Source organism: Pseudoalteromonas sp. NEC-BIFX-2020_015 (assembly GCF_012952265.1).
Lineage (GTDB): Bacteria > Pseudomonadota > Gammaproteobacteria > Enterobacterales > Alteromonadaceae > Pseudoalteromonas > Pseudoalteromonas neustonica.
This window is the reverse complement of record NZ_JABCJL010000097.1, coordinates 1-616: the sequence shown is the minus strand read 5'-3', so window position 1 is coordinate 616 and position 616 is coordinate 1. Positions and strand designations below refer to the sequence as shown.

1 protein-coding gene is annotated in these 616 nt (G+C 35.1%); it reads right to left on the bottom strand.

The annotated features are described in order from the left end of the window. Positions 1-134: 134 nt before the first annotated feature. Positions 135-473, bottom strand: a complete 339-nt coding sequence (locus HH219_RS21715; RefSeq protein WP_169328615.1) for a hypothetical protein — start codon at positions 471-473, stop codon at positions 135-137. Positions 474-616 lie beyond the last annotated feature (143 nt).

The following is a 616-nucleotide window of genomic DNA, read 5'->3' as shown; positions in this document are numbered from 1 at the left end:
GAAGACACATACACCTTACAACGAATCAACATATTTAGAAGCACTAAAAAGAAGAGGTTCGCCGCTGTTAAAATTTGCAATAAATAGCTAAATTTTACTAGTTGTCCACCTCAGGGCGTGTTGTTATGCTGCAATTAATGCACTAGCCAAGCCTTTTTTTCTAAAAATTTACAAAAGCGTTGTCTTGCTGCTTCATAACCTTCTGGTTGTTTTTGCCAGTATAGTAACTCGTTTTTAAGGAATGAGCCTTCTAGAATTATATTTGCTTGATATAAAAACTCTTCCGCAACTTCTATTTCACCATTAAAGTATTGATTCAATAATCTTAACTGTTCTTTTGCAGCTTCTTTAGAGAACTCTGATTCTTTCATCTGCTCCCATGATTTCGGCTTGAAATCAGGACAATATTTAACTTGCTCTACAGCAAAGCAGGAATTTGATAAAAAAAGGCACAATACTATGAGTTTTCGCATAACCGTCCTTGCAGCATAACGAGCCTGTAGAATTACTCTAACAGCCAAATTCAATTAAAAAACGAGCTCCTGTAATTAACTCTAAGCGTTTTTAAAGCATTAGGTAATGCATTTGGAACCCATAAAACAGGCTGTTTTTCTTA

Coding starts and splice junctions, on each gene's coding strand:
- HH219_RS21715 (WP_169328615.1), bottom strand. CDS start 473: ATGCGAAAACTCATAGTATTGTGCCTTTTTTTATCAAATTCCTGCTTT.